A 17,146-nucleotide genomic window follows, 5' to 3' on the forward strand; every position below is an offset into this window, starting at 1 on the left:
CCGAAGCCACCTTGACCACCGAAGCCACCTTGACCACCGAAGCCAGCGCCTTGAGCACCACCAAAGCCAGCGCCTTGACCACCGAAGCCACCTTGACTACCACCCTGAGCTGGGAAACCTGCACCTTGTGCACCTGCTGGACGTGGGTTACGAGCTGGAACAACTGTAGAAATTGCGTGTTTGTAAACCATTTGACTTACAGTATTTTTTAATAAAACAACATATTGGTCAAAAGATTCAATATGACCTTGTAATTTAATACCGTTAACAAGGAAAATAGAAACTGGGATACGTTCTTTACGGAGAGAATTTAAGAACGGATCTTGTAAAGTTTGACCTTTAGACATTTTTAACTCCAAAAAAAATTTTTAAATCAGCGCAAAAAAACTATCTTTATTTTTCAACTAAAAATTATAAAAAGACAGTGTGCAAATTTTGCTTTATCCATAAGAGTTTCGCAAGTCTTCTTTCGCCTGCTTTATCGTCAAGTAAGTTTTAAAATCGTGTATTTCTTGCAAAGAACGTAACCACGTATATTGACGTTTGGCAAGTTGTCGTGTTGCAAATAAGGCTTTATCCTCCATTTCTTGCTTTTTTTTGAGACTCATATCACTTTTTAATAGAAATTCTAGAGCTTGTCGATAACCAACAGAACGCATAGAGGGTAAATTTTCATCTAAATCGTATTTTTCAATTAGAGATTCAACTTCACTCAAAAAACCGATATCCCACATTTTGCTTAATCTTTGCTCAATGCGTTGATGTAATTCTAACCGATCTGGAAGCAAAGCATAGTTATGAAATATGTATCGATATGGTACGTTTTTTGGTTGTTCTGCCTGCAATTTGGTAATTGGTTGACCTGTAATACGATAAACTTCTAACGCGCGAATAATTCTTTGTTTATCAGAAACCTTGAATTTCACACCAGCTGCCGGATCTACTGCCACCAGTTCATCATAAACAGCTTGCCACCCTTCATTCGCTGCTTTTTCTTCAATTGCTGCACGAACATTTGCATCTGCGCTTGGCAAGTTACTTGATAATCCTTCTAGGAGCGCCTTGAAATAAAGCATGGTTCCTCCTACCAAAATAGGAGTTTTGCCGCGTGAATGCATCTCGTCAATTAAAACACAAGCATCTTCAACAAACTGGGCAGCCGAATAGACCTCAAGTGGAGTAATAATATCTATTAAATGATGTGGATATAGCTCCTGCTCTTCACGTGTTGGTTTAGCCGTACCAATATCCATGTCTTTATATACAAGAGCCGAATCAACTGAAATTAATTCAAAACCTCCACGCTCATAAAGTTCACATGCCAAAGCGGTTTTTCCGCTTGCAGTTGGTCCCATTAAATTGATGACGGGCAATTGATTTGACATGTAAAACTACTCTCCTCGAGCAAATAATTTATCTAGTTGAGATAATGGAAATGCACGCCAAGTTGGACGACCATGGTTACATTGACTGGCAAATTCAGTTTGTTCCATTTGGCGAAGTAAAGCGTTCATTTCTGAGAGGCTAAGTTGTCGATGTGCTCGCACTGCCCCATGGCATGCCATACCAGCTAACAGTTCATCACGCTTTTGCAATAATCCCTGAGCTTCATCATTTGGATCTAAATCATTAAGAAGTTCAGGAATAAGATTTTCAAAATCTGCTTTTTGCAAAATAGCCGGCACACCACGCACAATGACTTGCTCATCGCCATATAAATCAATTTCTAGCCCCAAACGCTCAAGCTGAGACTTTAAGTCTTCGACCCGTACCGCTTGCATACGACTAATTGAAATGACTTTAGGTATAAGTAACTGTTGAGATGTCCAAAACTCAGGTTTATCCCAAGCATTTTTCATTTGTTGCAGCAAAATACGTTCATGCGCTGCATGCATATCAACAATAATCAAACCTTCAGTATTTTGCGCCAGAATATAAATTCCATGAAGCTGAGCAATTGCGATACCTAATGGAAATTCATCTATCTTAGCAACTGGTTCAACATTTTCATCAACAGAAAAATTGGTAGCAGGTTGATCTCGTAATGGCGCCAAATAAGTCTTTAATGCATTATTTAACTGCGCAGAACCATTATATTTTGGAGTTTGTTCTGCATAGTGAACAGCTTGGGGACGACTATTATTAAAATCAGTTAAAAGCTCAGTCGAAGGTTGAGAACTATTCGGCTTATCTAGAGTTGTATCAACAGCTTGCTCTGTACGATGTAATGTGAATTGTTCTTGATATTTAGGCTGAGGTTGTACCGAAAGATTTTGAGTATCATCTACTTTCATGGCTTGTGCCAAATCAGCACTAGCGGTCTGAAATTGTGCTAACGTTTCTTTAGCATAATGTCTGACAAACTCATGTACTTCTCGTTGATTTAGAAAACGAATCTCATGTTTCGTCGGATGAACGTTAACATCAATATTTTCAGGGTCGACTTCTAAGAAAAGCAAATAAGATGAATGCTGATGACCATGTAAAATACCGTCGTATGCCATTCTTAAAGCATGTGAAATAGTTTTATCTTTCACAATTCGGCCATTTACATACACATATTGTAAGTCTGCTTGAGCACGTGCATCAGAAGGATGCCCTAGCCAACCTGACAAACGCATGTTAATACTTTCTGCGTCGATCCAGTAAGCATTTTGAACAAACTGTTGACCCAATAATTGCTGTACACGCTGAAATCTTAATTCACCGCTATCTGCTATTGGTAAATTAATTCGAATATTGTCATTGTGCTCAAGTACAAAACGTATATCAAAATGTGTTAAAGCCAAACGACGTACAATTTCTTCAATATGCCCAAATTCAGTGGTTGGCTTTTTTAAAAATTTACGACGAGCAGGTACATTAAAAAACAAGTCCTGAACTCGAATATGGGTGCCCTTTTGTGCAGCAACAGCTTGGACTTGTTGATGATCAAAGGCGGTACCATTCACCTCAACCTGATGACCAATTCCGCTTTCATCTTGGCTACTGGTTAAAGTCAATCGTGAAACTGCAGCAATAGAAGCAAGTGCTTCACCACGGAAACCTAAGCTTACAATCGCGTGTAAATCTTCTGCTGTTTTAATTTTACTGGTTGCATGGCGCATCACTGCCAATGGTAAATCATCAGGATGAATTCCATGTCCATTGTCAATAATTTCGATTAATGTTGAGCCGCCTTGTGCAATCCGCACAATTAACTCGGTTGCACCTGCATCAATTGAGTTTTCTAATAATTCTTTTACGACCGATGAGGGACGTTCAATCACCTCACCAGCAGCAATCTGGTTGGCTAACGCGGCGTCTAATGTATGAATACGACGTTGTGTTAGCTTTTCATCAGTCATGAAGCTGTTCCTGCAAAGTCTGGTACAAATGCTCTGTTGGTAAAGTTAAGGTGACGAAACGATTGAGTTCATCATCTGATTTTTGAATATCAATGACGATATCTGCCTCAGGGATTTCGTCTCCACCTTTCGAAGGCCACTCAAATAAAAATAGTGCATCCTGAATATCTAAATAATCACGGATTCCCATTAATTCAAGTTCATAAGGATCATTAAGACGATATAAGTCAAAATGAAAAATTTCTTTATTATTGATTTTATATGGTTCAACCAACGTATATGTCGGACTTTTAACCGAACCTTTATGCCCTAGAGCTTGCAAAAAATAACGGGTTAATGTCGTTTTACCGGCGCCCAAATCTCCAATCAGATAAATCACGCCAGCTTGAACATGCTGCGCTAATGCCTGAGCTAAACGCTGGGTATCTTCTTCATGATTTAAGACCATTTTCAATGAATACGACATAACACACATAACATGATTCAAAATAATCGATATGATACCATTGCCCTGCTTTAAAGCCTACTTAAGTGCTTAAAGTTGGCTTTTTTTACATCACATTTATTAAATATTGACACACTTTTATGTCTAGCCCGATTGAATTTTTCCCACCTATGATTGATGGCGTAAGCGCAAGCCAAGTCTATCTTCCTCCACAAACGACAGCACAAACCATCTATCAATTTCTTTGCAAAAATTTTCCTCATATAAAAGCAACAGAGTGGCAGCAGCGTTTTCAAGATGGGCTTATTTATGCGGTAAATGGTGAAAAATTAACATTAGACAGCCCTTATATAGCAAACACGCATATTTTTTATTACCGATTCCTTGCTAACGAAGTACATGTTCCCTTTGAGCATCAGATTTTATTTGAAAATGATGACTTGCTTGTTGTCGATAAACCCCATTTTTTAACGATTAGCCCAACAGGGCAATATGTCCAAGAAACGTTATTGGTGCGTTTAAAAAAACAAACGGGCAATGAGTTTTTAACACCAATCCACAGACTAGACCGTGAAACTGCTGGTGTCGTTTTATTTTGCAAACGACCGCAGTCACGTGGAATTTACCAACAGTTATTTGCAGATCGCGAAGTTCATAAAATTTACCATGCAATCGCTGCCTATAAAGCTGAATTAAAATTCCCTCAGATATTAAAATTGTATTTAGATAAAGGCACTCCCTTTTATACAATGCAGGTGATTGCACATACAAAAACCAATACCGAAACTAAAATTGAGCTGATTGAACATAATCACTCGTGGGCTAAATATTGTTTAACACCAACTACCGGGAAACAACATCAACTCCGTGTTCATTTAAATCATTTGGGAATTCCGATTAAAAATGATCCGTTTTATCCTATAGTTCAACATAAAGCCGATGATGATTTTTCTCAGCCCTTACAGCTTCTAGCTAAGCAAATTTCTTTTATAGACCCGCTAATAAAACAGGAAATGGTTTTCAATTCACAGCTTGAATTGACACTGTAATCTCATCGTAATGACAAAAAGATTATTTTTTATGCTGAAAGACATTGAAATTACATTCCGATGGTTTAAAATAAATCCCTAAAAATTAAAAATCATTTGGTTTTGTTATTCATGCGAAAAACAGAAGTTTATCAGGTTCGACTTGACTCCCAAGAGAAAAAACAAGCTTTTGCTGTTTTTAAACAATTGGGAATTACCCCTGCCCAAGCGGTACGACTGTTCTTTAAACAAGTCGTCTTAACTAAATCTATTCCTTTTGCTATCGAAAATCAGAACATTAATATGGAACAATTATTAAAACTGAGAAAAGCAAAAGCAACTTCATTAAATCAGAACCCTTCAAATTTAAATGAAGATGATGACCATGAAGATTTATTTGAAGAGCTAAATGCTCTATTAGGTGAAAGTGACAAAACTTAACGGTGTTGCATTTTTAAAAAACTTTTAACGTCTATTGGCGTCTTTTTTAGTTATGCTCTCTTTGTAAAAATATAAACATAAATACAAGGAGCGCCTAATGATTGTAAGACGAGCGACCTATGAAGATCTAAGTCAACTTGCTGTTCTATTTGATGAATACCGTCAATTTTATGGTGCATCTTCTAATCTTGATGAATCACATCATTTTTTAAAACAACGTTTTGAGAATAAAGAAAGTGTGTTTTTCATCCACATTAAGGATGAAAAAATCACAGGTTTCGTTTTGCTTTATTTAGGTTTTTCTTCAGTTGCTTGCTCTACTTACTATATCTTAGATGATGTCTATGTTACCCCTATGTTCCGACGTCAGGGTTCAGCAAAACAGCTCATTGATACAGCTATTTTATTTGCAAAACAAGAAAATGCTTTACGTATTAGTTTAGAGACTCAAACGAATAATCATGAATCTCACCGTCTCTATGAAAAAATGGGATTTATTCGAGACAGTGAATTTCAGACATTCCATTGCTTTCTTAAATAATATTTTGAGCGAGTTGCTTTTCCTGCTCCGACAAATATACCCAATCCCCTTCCTCAATCTCAGGTAAGACCAATTGACCGATTTGATGTCGATGTAATTTTTCGACTTTATTGCCAACAGCTGCAATCATTCTTTTTACTTGATGATAAACGCCTTGATGAATGGTCATTGTTAATTGATGAGACCCTAGTAGTGCTACATCTGTCGCAGCAAACACATCTTTTTCTTGGTGTAAATTAACCCCCTGAGTAAGCATTTCAATTTGCTCAGGTGTGACTGAATCAATAGTCGTCACATGATAAACCTTTGGGACGTGTTTACGAGGATGAGTTAAAGCTTGTAAATATTTACCATCATCAGTGAGTAAGAGTAAGCCCGTTGTATCTTGATCTAAGCGGCCAATTGCTTGTACACCCCGTTGAATCATGATTTCAGGCAATAAACTAAAAACACTTTGATGATGCTGAGGATTGTGTGAGCACTCAAAACCTTGCGGCTTTTTTAAAGCGAGGTAAACTTTTTCCCGATATCGATAAGTTTCCCCAAACAAAGAAAATTCTAAATTTTCAGGAGAAAACTGTTTTTTGAGATCAGTGACAATCTCTCCCTCAATACTTACAGAACCATTTTTTATTAACTGCTGGCAATATTTACGTGAACCAAACCCTTGTGATTGCAAAATTTTTTCCAGCAGCATAAAGCTTTCTCTTTAGAACTAAACCATTATTTTAACTCAGTTTCAGAGCTTTATTACGTTTTTGCTTTATCAACTTTGTTCTTAACTTCCATCATCTTCAAATTATTCTTCAATGACTCGATAAATTTTTTCGTTTTGCTCACTTTCAAATAATAATTCTGTTGTAGGCAAAATGATCTCATTATCCACAATAATATGTTCGATACGCTGACTTAACTTTAAAGGCTCATTTTCATGTTCAACTAAATTTTTCTTCAATTGTGCTTTCGCATCATAAATTTTGTCGAACTGATCTTTAATCTTGATATCTATAATATCCATATGGCTGACCCTGTAGTTATAAGTATTGATTATTTTTTATATCATAATCTCTCAAACGAATGGTCTTTTAAGTTGTTAATTTATATAACATTGTGACCAAGCGTAACTAAAAATAAAACTCCTTATCATTGAGTCATATACATTAATTTTTTTCTTGAAAACGCTTCCTTTACACTATTCCACGTTTAAAAAGCCCTCACATTTTGGCTCTTAATTATTATACAATTCAAATTATTTGCTTTTCTTGCCGCTTCTCATGCTCGCCCAATTTGATGTTAATTTAGTTGTCTTATTAGTTCTACTTATCTGCGGTTTACTAAGTCAAAATGCAGCTGTAACGATTGCCGCAGGCATCTTAATCGTCATTAAAATCACACCATTAAATCAATTTTTTCCTTATATTCAAGCTCATGGTCTTAACCTAGGAATTCTCATTTTAACCATTGGCGTACTGACTCCAATTGCCAGTGGTAAGCTTAGCGGAGAGAGTATTTTAAAATCCTTTATAAGTTTTAAATCTTTGCTGGCTATTGCTATTGGTCTACTTGTGGCTTGGCTAGGTGGACGTGGTGTGAAACTCATGTCAAGCCAACCTGATGTTGTGGCAGGCTTACTTATTGGTACAGTTGCGGGCGTTGCTTTACTCCGAGGCGTCCCTGTTGGTCCCCTGATTGCTGCAGGCTTGCTGTCCTTATTCATTGGTAAATAAAATTATAGATATTAAAAAGGTGCTTAATCGCACCTTTTTAACACTTAAGCTCAATTAATTTTTATCCAGAATAATAGGCATTACGTTTTAAAGAGAACTTTTCTAACTGCTTTAAAAATCCTTCAAAATAGCTCTTCTCTTTTTCTTCAGTTCGGTAGCCTGCATATAATGTACGTCTTAAACCCGTTGCAGAAACACAGTCTAAACGGCGGCTAGTTACCCAACCCTTTTGTTCATATTCATTCACTACCCAGTCTGGTAAAGCAGCAATGCCTCGACCACTCGCTACAAGTTGAATCAACATTTGAGTTAAATCTGTAGTTCGAATCTGTTTTGGTTGAATATTTGCCGGTATAAATAGTTTCGACATAATATCTAAACGGTGCTTATCTACCGGATAAGTAATGAGAACCTCTTCAGCTAAGTCTTGAACTGTAATATGTTCAGCACGAACCAATCGATGAGTATTTGATAAAACCAAACGCGACTCATATTCAAAAATTGGAAAATACTCGATTCCTTTTAATGCGATCGGATCGGCTGTAATAAGTAAATCAAACTCACCATTTTGTAAAAGCTCATGTGGATTTGCTTCAAAGCCCGAAGCAAAGTCTAAGTCTACGTCTGGATACTGCTGTCGATATTGATTTAATAAAGGCATTAACCAGTCAAAACAGCTATGACATTCTGAGGAAAAAATAATTCTGCCTGTTTGCCCATGAACAATTCGCGTAATGTCGCTTTGTGTGATCTGAATTTGTGGTAATACATCATCAGCCAATTTGAGTAAACGCTGTCCAACATTTGAAAAACTAACAGGTCTACTTCGACGATTCACCACTTCTACACCATACCAATGATCTAATTCTTTTAATTGGTGAGAAATAGCAGACGGTGTTAAACACAGATCATTAGCAGCCGCAACAAGTGAACCATGTTCACGTAAGGCAACCAAAGTTTTAAGATGACGAATTTCTAACATGGGCAAAAGCCTGAACAAATAGATTTATCTAAACATTTTTCAACTTATCTGTTGTTTGACAGCAATTAGAGTTAGTTTAGATAAATCACTATTAATGAACAGTATTCATCTTATCACAATATTAATTAATTTGTCTCAACTTGAACTTTTCTTAATTCTTTTTAGAAGAAGTGAATTTTCATAAATATAAAGGTAAATATTTTTATTAAATAGAAATTAGTGAACCTTTTATATAGACAAAGAAAAAGGCCTTATGGCCCTTTTCATTTCATCATTGTGCTTTTGCTTTAGGAAATGCCTGCTCAAAATCGATGAGCTTAAAGCTTTTTACCAAGTCATCTTGCCCATACGTTACTTCATAAGAGGTTTCTTTCCCACTAAAATATGCTTCAGTTGGTGTTCCAAATACTTCCCATAACCCAAATGAGGCAACATCTGCTATGCCATGGCCAAATGCTCGGCTTACTTTAGCCCATTTTGGATAACCTTGCTGGAAAGTATAAATTTCGACTCTTGTACCATCACGATATTCGGAAAGTACAGGTGCTCCAAACTCGGCAATAACATAATTGCGAGAACTACCCGGATTTAAAACATTTAAATTTTTTTTACTTGGTTGATTACCCGCCATAAAGACTGAGCAACCAGACATAGATAACATAACCAAGCCCATAAGGCAGGCAATACTTAATTTTCTCACGATTTAGATTCTCTATTTCTTAAATATTTATACAACTTATTGTAATGCCTAAAGTATTACGTGCTTATCATATATAATTTAATAAAAACTTTCGATAAATTATTCAATATAAAGATAAAATGTTATTAGTTTAAATATGCAAACTTCCTCTCGAGATTCTAGTTTTTTATTATTTTGATCTCTTTTTTCCCTTATACTTTCTTTTTTGAGTTTCCTTTTATTAATTTATTATGGCTTCACCCCAATCCCCTTCATCTTCTCCTCAAAACTACTCGCTCTTCTTGGCAATTTTTTCACTCGCAATAGGCGGTTTCTGTATCGGCACTACAGAATTTGTCGCAATGGGGCTTATTCAAGAAATTGCACACAATTTAAAGATCACTGTACCTGAAGCCGGACATTTTATTAGCGCTTATGCATTAGGTGTTGTGATTGGCGCCCCGATTATTGCTATTTTGGGCGCTAAAGTTCCTAGAAAGACTCTATTGCTTTGTCTCATGCTGTTTTATGGGATTGCTAATGCCTGTACAGCTTTAGCACATACGCCAGAAACAGTTTTAATTTCTCGTTTTATTGCGGGATTACCTCATGGTGCATATTTTGGAGTCGGTGCCCTTGTAGCTGCTGAACTCGCAGGCCCTTCAAGAAGAGCTTCAGCAGTTGCACAAATGATGATGGGTTTAACAGTTGCTACTGTTATTGGCGTACCTTTAGCTACATGGTTAGGCCAACATTTTGGTTGGAGAGCAGGTTTTGAATTTTCAGCAACAATTGCATTTTTTACTTTAATTGCCGTAGCTTGCTTTGTACCGAATATTCCAGTTCAAGCTACTGCCAGCATAAAAACAGAATTGGCTGGGCTTAAAAATATAAATATGTGGTTAACCCTTGCAGTCGGCGCAATTGGCTTTGGGGGCATGTTCTCGGTATATAGCTATGTCTCACCAATTCTCACTGAATACACTAAAGTTAATATCCAGATTGTTCCTATTGCATTAGCGCTGTGGGGCATCGGGATGGTGATTGGTGGGTTAGCCGCGGGCTGGCTTGCAGATAAAAACCTCAATAAAACTATTGTGGGCGTACTTATTAGCTCAGCGATTGCATTCGTAGTTGCAAGCTTTCTGATGAGTAATATATATAGTGCTATTGCTTCTTTATTCCTAATCGGACTTACCGTGATGGGTTTAGGTGGAGCTTTACAAACACGCCTCATGGACGTTGCAGGCGATGCCCAAACCCTAGCAGCTTCACTTAACCACTCCGCCTTTAATATGGCCAATGCATTAGGAGCATTTTTAGGTGGTTGGGTACTGAGCCATCAGATGGGCTGGATTGCACCGATCTGGGTAGGTTTCGTACTAAGCCTTGGTGGTCTTATTATCTTGCTCATCGCATTTGCTGTAGAAAAAGCAACTCAAAAAGCCTGATTCTCATTAGGCTTTTTTAATAAAAATACTAATCTGTTAACTTTTCACCACAGTGTGGACAATAGCATTTCTTCTCTCTCACAGATTCTTTCTCTTCTAATACTTTTTCGCGCATGATTTGGATAATCAGATTATGCGCTTGTTCTTTCGGTAGTCCCACTTTTTGTCGAATACGTTCTATTTCAGCTTCATCATGCATGATGTCAATACCACGCACTTGAAGTAACTCACGAAACTCTTGTTCAAGGCGCTGATTCCGTTGGTTAAGTTCATTAGCTAAACCGGAAGCTAAAATACCAGCCGGTAAAGCAGCAATCCCTACCCCTAAAATTGTAATTAAAGCTCCTAGTAGTTTTCCTAAACTGGTCACGGGTGTGACATCGCCGTATCCAACTGTGGTTAAGGTAACGACCGCCCACCACATTGCTTTAGGAATAGAGCTAAACGCTTCTGGTTGCGCTTTATTCTCAACCACATAAATACCAGAGGCAGTCATAATAATCATAATGATTAAAATAAAAATCACTGCCTGAAAAGAACCTTTTTCTCGCTTAATAACACATAGCAATATTTGCAAAGAAATAAAATAGCGAGTTAATTTTAATAGTCGAAGTAATCGTAAAATTCTAAGCATACGAAGGTCTATTCGTACAAAGAAATTTAGATACGCAGGCAAAATTGCCATGAGGTCAATCAGTGCCTCTCCGCTTTTCATCCATGCTAAACGCTGCTTCCATGCAGCTTGTGTCGGATCACGCTCTACTACACTCCAGAGGCGTAAGAGGTATTCGGCACTAAAAATTGCAATTGAAATATTTTCAAAGTAGTCAAACCATATACGATAGCTGTAATACAGATCATTTACTGTTTCTAGCAATACCGCAATGACATTCCCAATAATTAAGAAAACCAAAAAGTAGTTTATACACCTACTGACTGTTGTTTCGTAATCATGATCATGAAGGTTGTTATAGAAGAATTTACGTAATCTCTTCCAAGCTAAAATTCGCATACAGATCTGAGCCACATGATATTGAACATATATTAAGCTCACATACTTAAATTCACCACTATAAGGACCAATAAAATATTTTATTAATTGTATTAACTAAACAATCATAAATAATATTTCATATTTTCTAATTATATTTTAATGAGCAGCAACATATCTAAACTCATTTTCTTCCCACCATTGCACATCATAAATACCCGCATGTGACTTCAAAATGACGTTAATATAATTTTGAAGCAGCATAATATGGTGAGTAATATCTAATTTTCTAAAAAGAAATCTTCTCAAAATTGGCGTATTCGGTGAAATGAATATCGCAAAGCCATTACTATATTCTTCATAAACACTAATACCGATATACATCGTGATCTCAGGTAATGGTACTTCTATTTCCCACCCCCAGCGTTCAGCATTTAATTCAATACTTAAGTGATATCTATTTTTCAATATACTATAAATATACTGTGCAATATCTTCCGTTTTCTGTACTAACGTATTTCCGTCTTCTGCTGATAAATTTTGATCATATAGCTGATAATCATCAAATTTAAATTCAACAATTGTCTTTAGCATTTTTAAGTTCCATATATAAAATACCCATGTTCTTTTTAATTATTTTTAAGTTCATTCAATTATTTTAAAGCAAAATCTTCTTTAATATCTAGCGTTATATTTATTTTTACATTTTATAGGAATAAAACTTGATTAATTCATTACTTTAATAATTAAAATATGCACTAATTCTCATTAAAATAAAAAAGGAGCTGAATAATCAGCTCCTTTTTTGTACTAAATCGACCTATTAAGTCAATTGAGCAGCAGCAATTTTCTTAGTATCTACTTTATCAGCAGCATTTGTATATTCGCCCATTTGGTCGAAATTCAAATATTTGTAGATGTCAGCAGACATACTGTCAATTTGAGCTGCATATTGTTGGTATTCTTCTGGAGTTGGTAATTTACCAAGTACAGCAGCAACAGATGCAAGCTCAGCAGATGCTAAGTAAACGTTAGAACCTTGACCTAAACGGTTAGGGAAGTTACGTGTAGAAGTCGAAACAACAGTTGTGTTCGGCGCAACACGTGCTTGGTTACCCATACATAATGAACAACCAGGCATTTCTGTACGCGCACCAGCACGGCCATAAGTGTTATAGAAGCCTTCTTCCATTAACTGATGTTCGTCCATACGTGTTGGTGGAGCCAACCATAAACGAGTTGTTAATGAACCGCTTGGTACTTTCTCAAGTAACTGACCAGCAGCACGGAAGTGACCAATGTTAGTCATACAAGAACCAATGAATACTTCATCAATTTTGTCGCCTTGAACGTCAGAAAGAAGTTTTGCATCATCTGGATCGTTCGGGCAGCAAAGGATAGGTTCTTTGATTTCTGACAAGTCAATTTCATACACTTTAGTGTATTCAGCATCTGCATCAGCTTTAAGTAAGCTTGGGTTTGCTAACCATTTTTCCATGTTTTCAACACGGCGAGCCATAGTACGTGCATCACCATAACCTTGTGAAATCATCCACTTAAGCATTGTGATGTTAGAACGTAAGTACTCAGCAACTTTCTCTTCAGAAAGTGTGATTGCACAACCAGCAGCTGAACGTTCAGCAGAAGCATCAGAAAGTTCGAATGCTTGCTCAACTGTTAAGTCAGTTTCCATTTCTGTTAAGTCGATTTCTAAGATACGACCAGAGAAGATGTTCTTCTTACCTTTTTTCTCAACAGTAAGATCGCCTTCTTTGATTGCATAGTAAGGAATCGCATGTACAAGGTCACGTAAAGTGATACCAGGCTGCATTTTACCTTTGAACTTAACAAGAACTGATTCAGGCATATCAAGTGGCATTACACCAGTTGCAGCAGCGAAAGCTACAAGACCAGAACCTGCTGGGAACGAAATACCAATTGGGAAACGAGTATGCGAGTCACCACCAGTACCTACTGTATCTGGAAGAAGCATACGGTTTAACCAAGAGTGGATAATACCGTCACCTGGACGTAAAGATACACCACCGCGGTTCATGATGAAGTCTGGAAGTGTATGTTGCATTTGTACGTCAACTGGCTTTGGATAAGCAGCAGTGTGACAGAAAGATTGCATCACCAAGTCAGCAGAGAAGCCCAAGCAAGCTAAGTCTTTTAACTCGTCACGAGTCATAGGGCCAGTTGTATCTTGAGAACCAACTGTAGTCATCTTAGGTTCACAGTAAGTACCTGGACGGATACCTTGACCTTCTGGGAGACCACATGCGCGACCAACCATCTTCTGAGCTAAAGTGAAACCTTTGCCAGTGTCAGCTGGTTGTACTGGAGTACGGAATAATGTAGATGGAGCTAAACCTAAAGCTTCACGTGCTTTAGCAGTTAAGCCACGACCAATGATCAAGTTAATACGACCACCAGCACGTACTTCATCTAAAAGTACTGGAGTTTTAAGTTCAGACTCAGCGATTTGTTCGCCATTTTTGAACGCAGTAACTTTTGCAGCAGCATGATCGATTTTAAGAGTAACTTCGTCACCCATGTTCATGTTAGAAACATCGATCTCTACTGGTAATGCACCAGCATCTTCCATTGTGTTAAAGAAGATCGGAGCAATTTTACCGCCTAAACACACACCACCGTCTTTTTTGTTTGGAATGTGAGCGATTTCATCACCAAAGAACCAAAGAACAGAGTTTGTTGCAGATTTACGAGATGAACCTGTACCAACAACGTCACCTACATAAGCAACTTGATTACCTTTAGCAATAAGTTCTTTAATTTGGCTTAATGGACCAACTTCACCTGGTTTTTCAGGGTTGATACCATCACGCTCGTTTTTCAACATTGCATTTGCATGCAATGGGATGTCTGGACGGCTCCATGCATCTTGAGCTGGAGACAAGTCATCAGTGTTTGTTTCACCTGTTACTTTGAACACAGTGATTTTGATTTCTTCTGGTACATCTTTACGACTAGTGAACCATTCAGCATCAGCCCAAGACTGTAAAACAGCTTTTGCATTAGCATTGCCCGCTTTAGCTTTATCAGCTACGTCATGGAACGCATCAAATACAAGTAATGTTTTTTTCAAAGCTTCAGCAGCCAAGCTTGCTAATTCAGCATCATCTAGAAGCTCAACTAAAGGCGCTACGTTATAGCCACCAAGCATCGTACCTAGTAAATAAACTGCACGTTCTTTAGAAACTAGCGGAGATGTCGCTTCGCCTTTTGCAATCGCTGCCAAGAAAGCTGCTTTTACGTAAGCTGCTTGGTCAACACCTGCAGGAACACGGTTTTCAAGCAAATCAACCAAGAATGCTTCTTCACCTGCCGGTGGGTTTTTTAATAACTCAACAAGTTGAGCAGTTTGAGCATCATCAAGTGGCTTCGGTGGGACTCCGAGTGCGGCACGTTCAGCAACGTGTTGGCGGTAAGCTTCTAGCACGGTGTTCATTCCTCTTTTTTTAAAAAATTACTTGTAAATTCCAGCTTTCACAAAGCTTCACAAGTAATATGGACTACAAAATTTTACTAGAGTTCAAGCCAAAAGTTAATGAGCGCGGGGTGTTTCTCCGTGATGCCCATTATTTTGTAACTAAATACCCCTGTATAAATAATGATCTTAATGACTGGTTTATGATGCGGTATTTTGAATTTAAAGAACACTCCACCTTAGTGGAGTGTTGACGATGTATTAAACACTTAGAACTTTTTATAGTTTGGCATTTTGTCGTGTGGTGTAACCAAGCACTCATCTGCCATTTGTTTTCTAATTTTTTCTTGCAGGGCTTCTGGATTAGTTTTTAATTCATCTTGTGGAATAGCATAAACTTTTTCAATAATATTCAAGATGAATTTTTTGGTGATCTCATCTTCGATTTTATTTGCATGTTCAATCGCTTGAGACTTTTCAATTGCTTGCTGACGGTCAAATACAATACTTCTAGCTGCATTCCCAACACTGGTACAAAAGCCATGCCATTGCTCTTCAGGTGTTAAAGGTTTTTTCTCTGTACAGCCGACTAACAACATTCCCATCAAAACAAATAAAACTTTTTTCATCATTACTCTACACAGACTATGCTGCCAACATCATACTGAATCTGACAGAGTTTGCAAAAACTGCTATAAAAAAACCGAGATATAAACTCTCGGTCCTTTATATGTAGTGTGAGAAATACACATTTCTTAATTTAAATTAATTAAAAAACTTAATATTAGTAGGTGTTGATATTTTTGCAGCATCTCCAACTGATTTTAAGGTACCGTTTTTGGCATCAAAGCGGAACAAACTAATATTATTAGTAAAAACATTTGTTACATACAGATATTTACCAGTTGCATCGAATGAGAAAGCACGTGGTTCAATACCATTAGCTTTATAAACAGTCGGTTGAGCCAGCAATCCATCCTCTTGAATTTTAAATACGAGGAGTTTGTTGTCTGAGCCACGATTAGCAGCGATCACATATTTGCCATCTGGACTAAGAATAATTCCGCTTGCACTCTTAAATTCGGGCGTTTTGTCTTCATGAACTAGCTTTAACTCAGCAGTTTTCTTCAAATAGCCATCTTGCACATTAAAGGTCACAATTTCACTTCGCATTTCGGCGGTAACATATGCATGCTTACCATCTGATGAAAAGACCATATGACGCGGACCAGAGCCATGGTTAAACGTCACATCTCGACCGTTATCCGCTTCGAGTGGTTGCGTTTTGTTTGGGTTATAACGAAAGACATAGACTTTGTCATTCCCAAGATCACTTGCATATAAATACTTACCATCCGGACTAAAAGTTGTCGAATGAGCATGTCCACTCTCTTGACGCCCCTTAACATGACCAGAACCTTCCGAAAAAACAATATTTTGTACCATTTCACCCAAATGCCCATTCGGCAAAATTGGAAAAACAGCCACACCACCACGACCTTTATCAAATGCCGAATAATTCGACACAAACAGGAATTTACCATCTAAACTAATTGAGGCATGAGTTGGATGTCCACCATGACTATTCACCGTGTTCAAAACCTCTACCTTTCCGTTTTGAACCGATAGTGCAGTGACTTCTCCTAAATTTTCTTCATTTGTTGTATATGCAAAACGACCATCTTTAGATTTCACAATCCAAGATGGACTTTTCATTTTTAACACTTTAACCGGAGTTAGAGTCCCGTCAGCATTAACTTGCAATTGATATAAACCTTCACTGGCCTTTTCCGGTTTTTGAACAAGTGGTGCATCAGGAATCGATGTCCAAGTTCCGACTAAAGCGATTTGTTGTTCTGCTGCATTCACTGTGGAGCCCCACCCAAGTGACAAAAAGGACAATGATAATGTTGCTGTTAATTTCTGAATGAGTCCACGATATTTAATATTTGTATCGTTAACCTTGCTATCTCTAATTTCAACACAAGTATCTTTTTCCACTGGCATTTTTCCTTGAAAAATTTACCTTATTTGCAATTAACAACAAGGCATTATCAATCTAA

Annotated in this window: 18 protein-coding genes; 5 read left to right on the forward strand and 13 right to left on the reverse strand. The window is 37.4% G+C overall.

The genetic code is table 11. The features are described 5' to 3' along the window. From hfq to tsaE, 4 genes are all read right to left on the reverse strand, one after another. Nucleotides 1-347: RNA chaperone Hfq (hfq, locus tag HMPREF0014_RS26280; protein WP_000033640.1), on the reverse strand; the 347-nt coding region annotated here is incomplete at its 3' end. 93 nt (nucleotides 348-440) lie between these two features. Beyond that, on the reverse strand, nucleotides 441-1,385 hold the full coding sequence (miaA, locus tag HMPREF0014_RS14305) for a tRNA (adenosine(37)-N6)-dimethylallyltransferase MiaA (RefSeq protein ID WP_004886550.1): 945 nt from the start codon (nucleotides 1,383-1,385) through the stop codon (nucleotides 441-443). A gap of 6 nt (nucleotides 1,386-1,391) precedes the next feature. Then, nucleotides 1,392-3,347, reverse strand: a complete 1,956-nt coding sequence (mutL, locus tag HMPREF0014_RS14310; protein WP_004886549.1) for a DNA mismatch repair endonuclease MutL — start codon at nucleotides 3,345-3,347, stop codon at nucleotides 1,392-1,394. Beyond that, nucleotides 3,340-3,813, reverse strand: coding sequence for a tRNA (adenosine(37)-N6)-threonylcarbamoyltransferase complex ATPase subunit type 1 TsaE (gene tsaE / locus HMPREF0014_RS14315; RefSeq protein ID WP_002049012.1), 474 nt, complete (start codon nucleotides 3,811-3,813; stop codon nucleotides 3,340-3,342). Before tsaE ends, mutL begins: the two co-directional genes overlap by 8 nt. Before the next feature lie 119 nt (nucleotides 3,814-3,932). Between tsaE and HMPREF0014_RS14320 the strand changes: the two genes are divergently transcribed. The 3 genes from HMPREF0014_RS14320 (at nucleotide 3,933) to HMPREF0014_RS14330 (ending at nucleotide 5,802) form a co-directional block, all read left to right on the forward strand. Beyond that, on the forward strand, nucleotides 3,933-4,841 hold the full coding sequence (locus HMPREF0014_RS14320; RefSeq protein ID WP_004886548.1) for a pseudouridine synthase: 909 nt from the start codon (nucleotides 3,933-3,935) through the stop codon (nucleotides 4,839-4,841). Nucleotides 4,842-4,952: 111 nt separating this feature from the next. Next, the gene (locus HMPREF0014_RS14325) at nucleotides 4,953-5,261 is read left to right on the forward strand and encodes a type II toxin-antitoxin system RelB/DinJ family antitoxin (RefSeq protein WP_002049033.1); all 309 of its coding nucleotides are present in this window, start codon (nucleotides 4,953-4,955) and stop codon (nucleotides 5,259-5,261) included. Between the two features lie 97 nt (nucleotides 5,262-5,358). After that, nucleotides 5,359-5,802, forward strand: coding sequence for a GNAT family N-acetyltransferase (locus HMPREF0014_RS14330; RefSeq protein WP_002049009.1), 444 nt, complete (start codon nucleotides 5,359-5,361; stop codon nucleotides 5,800-5,802). Here the strand turns inward: HMPREF0014_RS14330 and HMPREF0014_RS14335 are convergent. Continuing rightward, on the reverse strand, nucleotides 5,795-6,499 hold the full coding sequence (locus HMPREF0014_RS14335; protein WP_004886546.1) for a 16S rRNA pseudouridine(516) synthase: 705 nt from the start codon (nucleotides 6,497-6,499) through the stop codon (nucleotides 5,795-5,797). The two genes, HMPREF0014_RS14330 and HMPREF0014_RS14335, sit on opposite strands and share 8 nt — an antisense overlap. 102 nt (nucleotides 6,500-6,601) lie before the next feature. Beyond that, nucleotides 6,602-6,820, reverse strand: coding sequence for a hypothetical protein (locus tag HMPREF0014_RS14340; protein ID WP_002049030.1), 219 nt, complete (start codon nucleotides 6,818-6,820; stop codon nucleotides 6,602-6,604). A gap of 256 nt (nucleotides 6,821-7,076) precedes the next feature. Between HMPREF0014_RS14340 and HMPREF0014_RS14345 the strand changes: the two genes are divergently transcribed. Beyond that, a complete protein-coding gene (locus tag HMPREF0014_RS14345; protein ID WP_002049035.1) occupies nucleotides 7,077-7,529 on the forward strand; it encodes a DUF441 domain-containing protein in 453 nt (150 codons plus the stop codon). A 61-nt stretch (nucleotides 7,530-7,590) separates the two neighbouring features. Here HMPREF0014_RS14345 and HMPREF0014_RS14350 read toward each other — a convergent pair whose 3' ends face one another. Then, nucleotides 7,591-8,511 carry a LysR family transcriptional regulator gene (locus HMPREF0014_RS14350; RefSeq protein WP_002048985.1) on the reverse strand — a complete coding sequence of 307 codons (921 nt, stop codon included), beginning with the start codon at nucleotides 8,509-8,511 and terminating at the stop codon, nucleotides 7,591-7,593. A 271-nt stretch (nucleotides 8,512-8,782) separates the two neighbouring features. After that, the gene (locus tag HMPREF0014_RS14355; protein WP_004708124.1) at nucleotides 8,783-9,211 is read right to left on the reverse strand and encodes a hypothetical protein; all 429 of its coding nucleotides are present in this window, start codon (nucleotides 9,209-9,211) and stop codon (nucleotides 8,783-8,785) included. Nucleotides 9,212-9,441: 230 nt separating this feature from the next. Here HMPREF0014_RS14355 and HMPREF0014_RS14360 point away from each other — a divergent pair, with 230 nt between their 5' ends. After that, nucleotides 9,442-10,641 (forward strand): MFS transporter, encoded by a 1,200-nt coding sequence (locus tag HMPREF0014_RS14360; RefSeq protein ID WP_004886543.1) that lies wholly within the window; start codon nucleotides 9,442-9,444, stop codon nucleotides 10,639-10,641. 28 nt (nucleotides 10,642-10,669) lie between these two features. Here HMPREF0014_RS14360 and HMPREF0014_RS14365 read toward each other — a convergent pair whose 3' ends face one another. The 5 genes from HMPREF0014_RS14365 to HMPREF0014_RS14385 all read right to left on the reverse strand — a co-directional run bounded on the left by HMPREF0014_RS14365 (nucleotide 10,670) and on the right by HMPREF0014_RS14385 (nucleotide 17,084). After that, nucleotides 10,670-11,653 carry an ion transporter gene (locus HMPREF0014_RS14365; RefSeq protein WP_004886542.1) on the reverse strand — a complete coding sequence of 328 codons (984 nt, stop codon included), beginning with the start codon at nucleotides 11,651-11,653 and terminating at the stop codon, nucleotides 10,670-10,672. A 138-nt stretch (nucleotides 11,654-11,791) separates the two neighbouring features. Then, a complete protein-coding gene (locus tag HMPREF0014_RS14370) occupies nucleotides 11,792-12,226 on the reverse strand; it encodes a hypothetical protein (protein ID WP_002049000.1) in 435 nt (144 codons plus the stop codon). 229 nt (nucleotides 12,227-12,455) lie between these two features. Further along, nucleotides 12,456-15,095: a bifunctional aconitate hydratase 2/2-methylisocitrate dehydratase gene (locus HMPREF0014_RS14375; protein WP_002049011.1), complete on the reverse strand. Its 2,640-nt coding sequence runs from the start codon at nucleotides 15,093-15,095 to the stop codon at nucleotides 12,456-12,458. Nucleotides 15,096-15,352: 257 nt separating this feature from the next. Then, on the reverse strand, nucleotides 15,353-15,715 hold the full coding sequence (locus HMPREF0014_RS14380; protein WP_002048992.1) for a hypothetical protein: 363 nt from the start codon (nucleotides 15,713-15,715) through the stop codon (nucleotides 15,353-15,355). A gap of 133 nt (nucleotides 15,716-15,848) precedes the next feature. Next, nucleotides 15,849-17,084: a lactonase family protein gene (locus HMPREF0014_RS14385; protein WP_020992248.1), complete on the reverse strand. Its 1,236-nt coding sequence runs from the start codon at nucleotides 17,082-17,084 to the stop codon at nucleotides 15,849-15,851. Between the last annotated feature and the right edge of the window lie 62 nt (nucleotides 17,085-17,146).

The organism is Acinetobacter sp. RUH 2624, assembly GCF_000162375.2.
GTDB lineage: Bacteria > Pseudomonadota > Gammaproteobacteria > Pseudomonadales > Moraxellaceae > Acinetobacter > Acinetobacter nosocomialis.

Coding starts and splice junctions, on each gene's coding strand:
- miaA (WP_004886550.1), bottom strand. CDS start 1,385: ATGTCAAATCAATTGCCCGTCATCAATTTAATGGGACCAACTGCAAGC.
- mutL (WP_004886549.1), bottom strand. CDS start 3,347: ATGACTGATGAAAAGCTAACACAACGTCGTATTCATACATTAGACGCC.
- tsaE (WP_002049012.1), bottom strand. CDS start 3,813: ATGTCGTATTCATTGAAAATGGTCTTAAATCATGAAGAAGATACCCAG.
- HMPREF0014_RS14320 (WP_004886548.1), top strand. CDS start 3,933: ATGTCTAGCCCGATTGAATTTTTCCCACCTATGATTGATGGCGTAAGC.
- HMPREF0014_RS14325 (WP_002049033.1), top strand. CDS start 4,953: ATGCGAAAAACAGAAGTTTATCAGGTTCGACTTGACTCCCAAGAGAAA.
- HMPREF0014_RS14330 (WP_002049009.1), top strand. CDS start 5,359: ATGATTGTAAGACGAGCGACCTATGAAGATCTAAGTCAACTTGCTGTT.
- HMPREF0014_RS14335 (WP_004886546.1), bottom strand. CDS start 6,499: ATGCTGCTGGAAAAAATTTTGCAATCACAAGGGTTTGGTTCACGTAAA.
- HMPREF0014_RS14340 (WP_002049030.1), bottom strand. CDS start 6,820: ATGGATATTATAGATATCAAGATTAAAGATCAGTTCGACAAAATTTAT.
- HMPREF0014_RS14345 (WP_002049035.1), top strand. CDS start 7,077: ATGCTCGCCCAATTTGATGTTAATTTAGTTGTCTTATTAGTTCTACTT.
- HMPREF0014_RS14350 (WP_002048985.1), bottom strand. CDS start 8,511: ATGTTAGAAATTCGTCATCTTAAAACTTTGGTTGCCTTACGTGAACAT.
- HMPREF0014_RS14360 (WP_004886543.1), top strand. CDS start 9,442: ATGGCTTCACCCCAATCCCCTTCATCTTCTCCTCAAAACTACTCGCTC.
- HMPREF0014_RS14365 (WP_004886542.1), bottom strand. CDS start 11,653: ATGCGAATTTTAGCTTGGAAGAGATTACGTAAATTCTTCTATAACAAC.
- HMPREF0014_RS14370 (WP_002049000.1), bottom strand. CDS start 12,226: ATGCTAAAGACAATTGTTGAATTTAAATTTGATGATTATCAGCTATAT.
- HMPREF0014_RS14380 (WP_002048992.1), bottom strand. CDS start 15,715: ATGATGAAAAAAGTTTTATTTGTTTTGATGGGAATGTTGTTAGTCGGC.